10 protein-coding genes are annotated in these 8,533 nt (G+C 67.3%); 4 read left to right on the top strand and 6 right to left on the bottom strand.

Annotated elements, in window-relative coordinates; translation table 11 throughout:
- Positions 1 to 43: 43 nt before the first annotated feature.
- Complete coding sequence (rsmI, locus tag QZZ29_RS04300) at positions 44 to 883, bottom strand: 16S rRNA (cytidine(1402)-2'-O)-methyltransferase (protein ID WP_291381664.1); 840 nt, start codon at positions 881 to 883, stop codon at positions 44 to 46.
- Positions 884 to 951: 68 nt separating this feature from the next.
- On the opposite strand from rsmI, the gene QZZ29_RS04305 reads away from it, so the two are divergent.
- Positions 952 to 2,433, top strand: a complete 1,482-nt coding sequence (locus tag QZZ29_RS04305) for a phospholipid carrier-dependent glycosyltransferase (RefSeq protein ID WP_291381666.1) — start codon at positions 952 to 954, stop codon at positions 2,431 to 2,433.
- Here QZZ29_RS04305 and QZZ29_RS04310 read toward each other — a convergent pair whose 3' ends face one another.
- Positions 2,434 to 2,880 carry an Lrp/AsnC family transcriptional regulator gene (locus tag QZZ29_RS04310; protein WP_291381668.1) on the bottom strand — a complete coding sequence of 149 codons (447 nt, stop codon included), beginning with the start codon at positions 2,878 to 2,880 and terminating at the stop codon, positions 2,434 to 2,436. It abuts the gene before it with no gap.
- Positions 2,881 to 2,994: 114 nt separating this feature from the next.
- On the opposite strand from QZZ29_RS04310, the gene ddaH reads away from it, so the two are divergent.
- Entirely contained in the window at positions 2,995 to 3,897 is a 903-nt protein-coding gene (gene ddaH, locus QZZ29_RS04315) for a dimethylargininase (protein ID WP_291381669.1), read from the top strand.
- On the top strand, positions 3,897 to 4,934 hold the full coding sequence (locus QZZ29_RS04320) for an ornithine cyclodeaminase (RefSeq protein ID WP_291381671.1): 1,038 nt from the start codon (positions 3,897 to 3,899) through the stop codon (positions 4,932 to 4,934). Before ddaH ends, QZZ29_RS04320 begins: the two co-directional genes overlap by 1 nt.
- 40 nt (positions 4,935 to 4,974) lie before the next feature.
- On the opposite strand, the gene QZZ29_RS04325 is transcribed toward QZZ29_RS04320, so the two are convergent.
- The 4 genes from QZZ29_RS04325 to QZZ29_RS04340 all read right to left on the bottom strand — a co-directional run bounded on the left by QZZ29_RS04325 (position 4,975) and on the right by QZZ29_RS04340 (position 7,718).
- Positions 4,975 to 5,709: an SDR family NAD(P)-dependent oxidoreductase gene (locus QZZ29_RS04325; protein WP_291381673.1), complete on the bottom strand. Its 735-nt coding sequence runs from the start codon at positions 5,707 to 5,709 to the stop codon at positions 4,975 to 4,977.
- Positions 5,710 to 5,852: 143 nt separating this feature from the next.
- Positions 5,853 to 6,215 (bottom strand): GntR family transcriptional regulator, encoded by a 363-nt coding sequence (locus QZZ29_RS04330; RefSeq protein WP_291381675.1) that lies wholly within the window; start codon positions 6,213 to 6,215, stop codon positions 5,853 to 5,855.
- Between the two features lie 3 nt (positions 6,216 to 6,218).
- Entirely contained in the window at positions 6,219 to 6,725 is a 507-nt protein-coding gene (locus QZZ29_RS04335; protein WP_291381677.1) for a DUF1648 domain-containing protein, read from the bottom strand.
- 63 nt (positions 6,726 to 6,788) lie between these two features.
- Positions 6,789 to 7,718 carry a hypothetical protein gene (locus tag QZZ29_RS04340; RefSeq protein ID WP_291381679.1) on the bottom strand — a complete coding sequence of 310 codons (930 nt, stop codon included), beginning with the start codon at positions 7,716 to 7,718 and terminating at the stop codon, positions 6,789 to 6,791.
- A 602-nt stretch (positions 7,719 to 8,320) separates the two neighbouring features.
- Between QZZ29_RS04340 and QZZ29_RS12745 the strand changes: the two genes are divergently transcribed.
- Positions 8,321 to 8,440 (top strand): helix-turn-helix domain-containing protein, encoded by a 120-nt coding sequence (locus QZZ29_RS12745; RefSeq protein ID WP_366479028.1) that lies wholly within the window; start codon positions 8,321 to 8,323, stop codon positions 8,438 to 8,440.
- The last annotated feature ends 93 nt before the right edge of the window (positions 8,441 to 8,533 follow it).

Consider the following 8,533-nt stretch of genomic DNA (forward strand, 5'->3'; position numbering starts at 1 on the left):
GAGCCGTTTCACGAGGCCCGCTTGGGGCGGGATGGCCTCGACCTCAGTGCGAGGTTCTCGCCGCGACCACGGCCGCATAGAGTTCCCGCTGCGGCACGCCGAACGTTGCCGCCAGGTCCGCCACCACCGCCTTGGCGCGCTCGCCTTCGCCGATGCGCGTCAGGGCCTCGGCGACCAGCCGGCCCACGGTGGGGGCCTCGGCGGGGCGTCCGGCCACCACAAGGACGATCTCGCCGCGGAGTGGATCCTCAGCCGCCCAGGCGGCCAGGTCCGCGAGCGGGCCCCTGCGCGTCTGCTCGTAGCGCTTGGTGATTTCGCGAGACACCGACGCCTGGCGGTCGCCACCGAACGCCTCCGCCATCGCCGCAAGGGTTCCCGCGACGCGGTGGGGCGACTCGAAGAAGATCAGGGTGCGCTGCTCGCCCGCGAGCGCGGCCAACGCGGCCGCCTTCTCGCCCTCCTTGCGCGGCGGGAAGCCCTCGAACGCGAACCTATCGGTCGCCAGACCGGACAGCGCGAGCGCCGCCAACGCTGCGGACGGGCCCGGGAGCACCTCGACGGGGGCGTCGGCCGCGATGGCCGCCGTCACGAGCCGGTAGCCGGGGTCGGACACGAGCGGCATGCCCGCGTCGGACACCACCACCACCGTGTCTCCGGCAAGCACGCGATCGACCAGCCGCTGAGCCATGTGGCCCTCGTTGTGATCGTGCAACGCCACCAGCGTGCCGGCGATGCGGATCTGCGCGCGCATCGCCAATTCCTTGGTCACGCGCGTGTCCTCGGCCGCCACCACGTCGGCCGTCGCGAGCGCCTCCCACAGCCTGGCGCTGCCGTCGCCGACGTTGCCGATGGGGGTGGCGGCAAGGATGAGGCGGCCGGGCATGGCTCCAGACTGGCACACCCCGGAACCGATGCAGCGCTGGGCGGCCTCCCGCGAGTTAGGCTCTAGCCGTGATCGTGACCCTGTGGCGCTGGCGTGCGACTGTGATGGCCACCGGCGTCACCCTGCTGGCAGCGATCCTGCGGTTCGCGGATCTGGCCCACCCGCAGGCGCTCGTGTTTGACGAGGTCTATTACACCCGTGGCGCCTACTCGCTGCTCACCATGGGGTACGAGGGCAATTGGGGTGACGACGAGGGGCACTTCGCTCAGGGGGACTTCTCCGACCTCGAGACGGAGGGCGACTACGTTGTCCACCCCATGGTCGGCAAGCTGCTGATCGCCGCGGGCATGAAGGTGTTCGGGAACGGGCCCTTTGGCTGGCGCTTTGCCGGGGCGCTGCTGGGCACCTTGACGGTATTGATCGTGGCACTGCTGATGCGACGGATCATGAAGTCCACGCTGTGGGGCGGCGTCGCCGGCCTGCTGCTCGCGATCGACGGCCTGCACATTGTCATGTCGCGCACCGCGATTCTGGACGTCTTCCTCACGTTCTTTGTGGTCGCCGGTTTTGCGCTGCTGTGGCTGGATCGATGGCGGGCGCAACGCATCTACCATGCACACCCCGCCGACACGGTGGGCGGCTGGGGACCCCGGGTGGGGGTCAGGTGGTGGCGCCTGCTCGCGCTCGTCTCCTTGGGGCTCGCCACCGGCGTGAAATGGTCCGGGCTGTACTTCACGGCGGGCTTCATGGTGCTGTTCGTGCTGCTCGACGCCGGCGATCGCAAGGCGGCCGGGTATCGCCACTGGCTGTCCGCCGCGGCGTTGCGCTCCGCGATCCCTGGGCTGATCGCAACGGTGGTCATCATTCCCGCCGTGTACATCGCACAGTGGGCCAATTGGTTCGCCACCAGCGGCTCCTATGGCCGCGACTGGGCGGAGAAGCACCCCGGTGAGGGTGTGACGTGGCTACCCGCGCCGTTGCGGTCGCTGTGGCACTACCACGTGTCGATGTACGACTTCCACAAGGACCTGGACAGCCCGCACCCGTGGGAGTCGCATCCCGGCGGGTGGATCATCCAGTTCCGGCCCACGTCGTTCTTCTTCGAGCGGGTCGACGAGGCCAGCTGCCTGGGCGATAACTGCGTGCAGGCGATCACGTCGGTGGGCAATCCGTTGATCTGGTGGGTGGGTCTCGCCGCGCTGTGCCTGGGCATCTGGCGGTTCATGGTCCACCAGGATCGCCTGGGGATCGTGCTGGCTGCGGGCACCCTGATCTCCTGGCTGCCGTGGATCCCGTTTGCTCACCGCACCATCTTCACGTTCTACGCGGTGACGATGGTGCCCTTTGTGGTGATGACGCTCACCTGGGGGCTCCAGCGATTCGCGCAACCGGAGTGGCTCGAGGGTCGCCTCTCGCGACGCCGGTCGCTGGCCGTGGGCTGGTTCCTGGTGGCGGTGATTGCCCTCTCCGCCTTCTTCTTCCCCGTGTGGACCGGCCAGTCCATTCCGAACTGGTATCGCACCATCCACATTTGGCTTCCCACCTGGTAGTCAGGCGCTGTTGTTCTCCACCAGACGGGACAGCACCAGCGCGCTGCGGGTGTTGTCAACCTGACGTGCCAGCCTGATCGTTTCCAAGGCTTCCTCGAGGTCTGTCATGGTGGCGGCGCGCATGCGCACCAAAGCGTCGGCGGAACCGGTCACGGTCCACGCCTCCACCACATGCGCATTGCCGCCGAGGATGCGCCGCAATTCCTCGGGTGCGACGGTGCCGGTGCAGAAGAGTTCGACGATGGCCTCGATCGCCTGGCCGTCGACCGTGGGGTCGAGCCGCACGCCAAAACCCCTGATCACGCCCTCGGCGGTCATCCGGTCGATGCGTCGCTTCACGGCGGAGGGCGACAGGCCCACGCGTTGGCCGATGTCCGCGAAACTGGCCCTGCCGTTGACCCTGAGCTCGTCGATGATGAGCCGATCTAGACTGTCGATGTTCACCATGCACCTCCCTAGGCGCTCGATTATTGCATTTGAGCCCTCATCTGCGCTCACAATCCGCGCGATTGATCGAATTCGTGCACGGGATTGTTGGCATCCTGTCCTCAGGAGGTCCCCATGACTATTACCGCGCCGTCCCCGCGCGCCACGGAACGCATCGCAGCCGCGATGACGGTCCTGATGTGTCGTCCCACCCACTTCACCGTGACCTATCGGATCAACCCGTGGATGGATCCGGATGCCCCCACGGACACCGACCGCGCCGTCGCCCAGTGGGAGCAACTGCGCGAGACCTACCGCGGCCTGGGCTTCGCGGTGCGCGAGATCGCGCCGATCGAGGGGCTGCCGGACATGGTGTTCGCGGCGAATGGCGGGCTGGTGATCGATGACGTCGCGTACACGGCGAGTTTTCACTTCCCCCAGCGCCAGCCGGAGGGACCGGCGTACGGCGCCTGGTTCGAGGCCGCCGGGCTCAAGGTCAACAGGGCACAGTGTGTCAACGAGGGCGAAGGCGACTTCCTGCCCATCGGCGACGTGATCTTGGCTGGCCACGGGTTCCGCACGGACAGGGCGAGCCACCGCGAGGCGGCCCGAATCTTCGGCCGCGAGGTGGTCGCACTCGAATTGGTGCGGCCCGAGTACTACCACCTGGACACTGCCCTCACCATCCTGGACCGCCGCCCCGGCCGGGAGCACGTGGCCTACCTGCCCGGCGCGTTCAGCGAGGCAAGCCTCTCCGAACTGCGGCTGCGCTTCCCCGACGCCATCGAGGTGTCCGAGGAGGATGCCGCCGTGTTCGGCCTCAACGCCGTCTCCGATGGCCTGCACGTCATCACCGCCGCCGCCGCGACGGGCTTCCACGCCCAACTGCGCGAGCACGGCTACACCCCCATCGGCGTCGATCTCACCGAGCTGCTGCTCGGCGGGGGCGGCGTCAAGTGCTGCACACTCGAGTTGCGCAGTGCTGTTGACCAGCGCAGTGCTGTTGACCAGACCGGTGCCACCGGAAAGGAGTCCTGATGGTCCTGTGTGTCGATGCTCCCCACATGCGCGAGTGGATTGCCGACCGTGGAGTCGAGCCCATCATCGTCAACCTGGTGGAACGCATGGAACAGGCGTTCACCCGCTGGATGGATTTTGAGCGGGCGCCTCGCGTCGCGTCGCACTCCAAGCACGGCGTGATCGAACTGATGCCCACGTCTGATGGCGAGCACTACGCCTTCAAGTACGTCAACGGCCACCCGTCGAACCCAAGCATCGGCCTGCAGACGGTGTCGGGCTTTGGCGTCTACGCGGACGTCGCCACTGGCTACCCGCTGATGTTTGCCGAGATGAACCTGTTGACCGCGCTACGCACGGCGGCCACGTCGGCGATGGCCGCGCGCTATCTGGCGCGGACCGATTCGCGCGTGCTCGCCCTGATCGGCACCGGCAGCCAGTCCGAGTTCCAGACGCTCGCCATGCGCGCCATCAACGGCATCGACGCGGTGCGCATCTGGGACGTCGACGCTGGCGCGATGGACAAGTACGAGCGCAACATGGCCGGCCAGGGCATCGACATCTATCGCGCCACCAGCGCGGCCGATGCGGTGGCGGGGGCCGACATCGTCACGACCTGCACCGCGGACAAGACCAGTGCGACGGTGCTCACCGACGCGATGGTGAGTCCCGGGGTACATCTCAATGCGATCGGCGGCGACTGCCCCGGAAAGACGGAGCTGGACACGGCCATCCTGCATCGTGCCCGCATCTTTGTGGAGCACGAGCCTCAGACGCGCATCGAGGGTGAGATTCAGCACCTGGCCGCCACGCACCCCGTCGAGGCCTTGTGGCGGGTGGTGGCCGGCGAGGCCCCGGGCCGCACGGACGACGCTGACATCACCGTGTTTGACTCCGTGGGCTTCGCGATCGAGGACTTTGTGGCGCTGGCCTACGTGCGCGACGACGTCACGGGCACCCGCTTTGCGGGCGACCTCGACCTGATCACGGCGCCGGAAGACCCCAAGGACCTGTTCTCCCTGATCCCCGCTCCTGCATGGGCTCCCGGGGCCCGGTAGACCGGAGCCGTCGTTCGATCCGCGCGGTCACAGGGCGCGATCACTCCGTGCGGTGAACCACCTGTGCGGACACCTGGTCGCGCGGCATGATGACCAGCTGGTCGATGTTGACGTGCGCCGGGCGTGAGGCCACCCAGGCGATCGCTTCGGCAATATCCTCCGCCGTCAACGGGGTCATGCCCTGGTAGACCTTCTTGGCCCGTTCCCGGTCTCCGGAGAAGCGCACCACGGAGAACTCCGTCTCCACAAGCCCGGGATCGATCTCACACACCCGGATTGGCTGGCCCCGCATCTCGAGCCGCAGCACCCTGGTCAGCGCCTTGACCGCGTGCTTGGCCGCGTTGTAGCCCGCGCCGCTCGGGTAGGGCTCGAACGCGGCGATCGAGCCCAGGGAGACCATCTGGCCGTCTCCCGACGCGACGAGCTTGGGCAGCAGCGCCCGCGTGACCCGCAGTGTGCCCATCACGTTCATCTCGAACATCTGCATCCACTCGGCGTCGTCCGCCTCCGCGATCGACGTTGTTCCCAGCGCGCCGCCCGCGTTGTTGACCAGCAGATGGCATTCGTCAACGGCCTCGCAGAATGCATCGACGGAGGCCTGGTCGGTCACGTCGAGCACGTGTGCGGTGCCGCCGATCTGGGCCGCCAACTCCTCGAGTCGGTCCAGGCGCCGCGCTCCGATCACCACGTGCCAGCCCTGCTGGGCAAGCAGGCGGGCGGTGGCGGCGCCGATGCCGCTCGAAGCTCCGGTGACAACGGCGGTGCGCTGAGCCATGAGAGATTCTCCGATCGAAAGAGGTGATGATGAACAGCCTGTCGCGTTGCGCCGCCGTCCGCCAGTGCCAGTGTGCCTCCTGTGGTCGGTTCCGCTGAACCGCGGCCGCTCGCTTCGCCCGCCGCCTCGCGGGGCGCGGAGTGTTAGCCGGACTCGCCGCGCACGGCGTCGCGCACAAGCGCCGCGAGCGAATCGGGAGACATCCCGAGCGCGAGCGCCTTCTGCGACAGCGCCACAATCTCCGAGTGCAATTGAGACAGGCCGCCCGCGGCGGGCGTCGCGACGGCACCCCTGCCCCGGCGCATGTCAACCAGACCCTCGTCGCGCAGCAGCTGGTAGGCGCGCAACACCGTGTGGAGGTTGACCCGCAACGCCGCCGCGAGTTCCCGCGCCGGGGCCAATTTGTCACCCGGCCGAATGCCGCCGGCCACCATGTCCGCGCGGATTGATCCCGCAACCTGGTCAAAGATCGGCACGTCGCTCGTCGGATCGATGCGCACCAGCATGGTCTAGCCTGCCTTGCGCGACGACGCCCGGACGGCCAGGCCGGTCAGCAGGGCCGCCGCCCTGTCGGCTGTCCCGGTGACGGCGCCGATGCCGAACGCGGCGAGCATCCCCGGAAGGATGCTAGGGGCGTCCGTTGAGGACGCAAGACCGCGTTGCAGTGCGACAGACCACGTGTTGAGCGTCACGATGAACACGGACATCCCCAGCGCGAAAGCCCCCATGAAGCGGAACGTGCCGCCGCGGGCGCCGCGCCTCAGCATCGGCAAGGTGGTCATCGCCACCAAGAGGGGCAGGCCCAGCCCGAGTCCCGCCGTGACGGCCGGGAACGTCCATGCCGCGCCAAAGCCGTCCGGCTGGCCCCCAGCGCCCCAGTGGACCGCCGCGGGATCCGGGAGCTCGCCCAACCAGGACACCTGGAAGAGGAGCGCGGTCGCGGAGGCAAGCAACGGCAATACCAGCACCGTGATGACGAAACTCCGCACCACGCGTGGGGATGTTGTGGTGACCACAGTGAGACCCTTCTCAAGTGCAACTGTTCTATAAGAACTATAACACTTGAGTGGTGGTCCCGACTAGAGCGAACACCCTCCGGCGGCGATCGCCTTGGCCCATGCCATGTCCGTGCTGTTGTAGCCGTAGCCGGTGCCTGCGCCAGCGCCCAGGAGCACCGCGTACGCATCGGCGACGTTCTCGAATCGGTCACCGCCCACGTAGATCGTGCCGCACTGCTGACGGGTCAGGAAGTGCGCCGCCTCATGGATCACCACGTTGCGACCCTCACCCTTGGCTCGACTCCAGGACGAGTAGGCGTTGGTGGTGACGGTGATGGTCGGCCCGCCGGTGTAGCAGCCGGAAACCCAGCTCCCGGAGTGCCCGCATGCGGACGCCGCCCAGTTGATGCTGGTCCCGTACCCTGCGGCGACGGAGTTGAGGTACTGCTGGGCGGTCTGACCGCCCGACGCCGTAGCGGTGCCGGTCGCAGAAGTGGTGGTCACGGTGCGGGATGCCGCCGCCGCCTGGGCCTTGCGGGCCTCCTCGGCCTTGCGTGCCTCTTCCGCCTTGCGTGCGGCCTCCGCCTTCTCCCACGCGGCAACCTCGTCCTTCACTGCGGTCACCGCGGGCGCGAGCTGTTCGGCTGCCGCCGACACCGCCGCGACATCGTCGGCAAGCAGAACGGCGGCGTGCGCCCGGTTGCGCTCCTTGGCAAGGGCCCGACGCGTCTCTTCGGCAGCCTTCCCGGCCGACGAGGCGAACAGTTCGTCCGCCAGGCGCACCTCGATGCGAAGGGCCACCTTGACGTCCATCATCGCGAGCATCTGTTCCACGTCCACCTTGGCTTCGCGCACCTCAGGAGCCTGGTACCACCAGGTGGGCACGTTGTCGGCTCGCAGGCTGGGAGCCGCGACGGCCCCGACCGACGGAGTCGCGAATCCCAACGCGAGCGTTGCGATCAATGCCGTGGCGATGGACAGGACGGAGAGTTTCCGGACGTGTAGCTTCATGCATTTCTTATCGACCCCCTGGCGGCCGACATGCGGGATTGTGAGGAATGCCTCACCGGGCGCCACATGTGGCAACTGTCGCCTGTGTCGCATTTGTTCTGTTCCCGCGGATTGACCGACGCGATTCTGGAGCGAGTGCTTTTACCAGGGACTTTGCAGACGCTTCGGCCGCCGATGGTGGGGGGACCCATCGGAGGAGCTCGAGGTGACCTGGGTCACATCGGCATTTTCGGCGTTTTCGCCGGCGAAAAGGTTGGTCCGGGAAGGGCCTTTTCGGGCCCTCGGACACCCTGGAGAGACAACAACAAAGGGCCGTCCGCAAGGGCGGCCCTTCAGGAGTGGACCTCTCGGAGTGGGAGTCCAGAAAATGCTCGCCTCTGTTGGCGCCGGCAGGAACCTGGGCGAAGGATCCCGCGATAACCGCGCGTCCACGAAGCCGCTCGCAGGCACAGCATCACCTAGGTCCGAAAGACCAGGTCGAAGTACTCGAGATGTACGAGGCCGGGAAGACAATCTACGCGGTCGCCCCGAAGTTCAAACTCCATCGCACCACGGTGACCGCGATCCTTGACCGCCACGACGTACCAGTTCGCGCGCACTACATGACAAGTGCGCATGTCAATCAGGCTCGAGAGCTCTATGAGTCTGGCGCCTCGTTTGCCGAGATCGGAAGACGCCTCGGATTCGATCCCACAACGATCTCGAATCGGCTACGCGGATAGCGACTCCAGATGCGGCCCCACCAGATGCTCTAGCAGCCGAACTAGGGCGTGTCTCCAATGTTGAGCGGGGTTTTGGCTTGATGCTGGGCACAT

It is taken from the genome of Demequina sp. (genome assembly GCF_016278765.1).
Classification (GTDB): Bacteria; Actinomycetota; Actinomycetes; order Actinomycetales; family Demequinaceae; genus Demequina.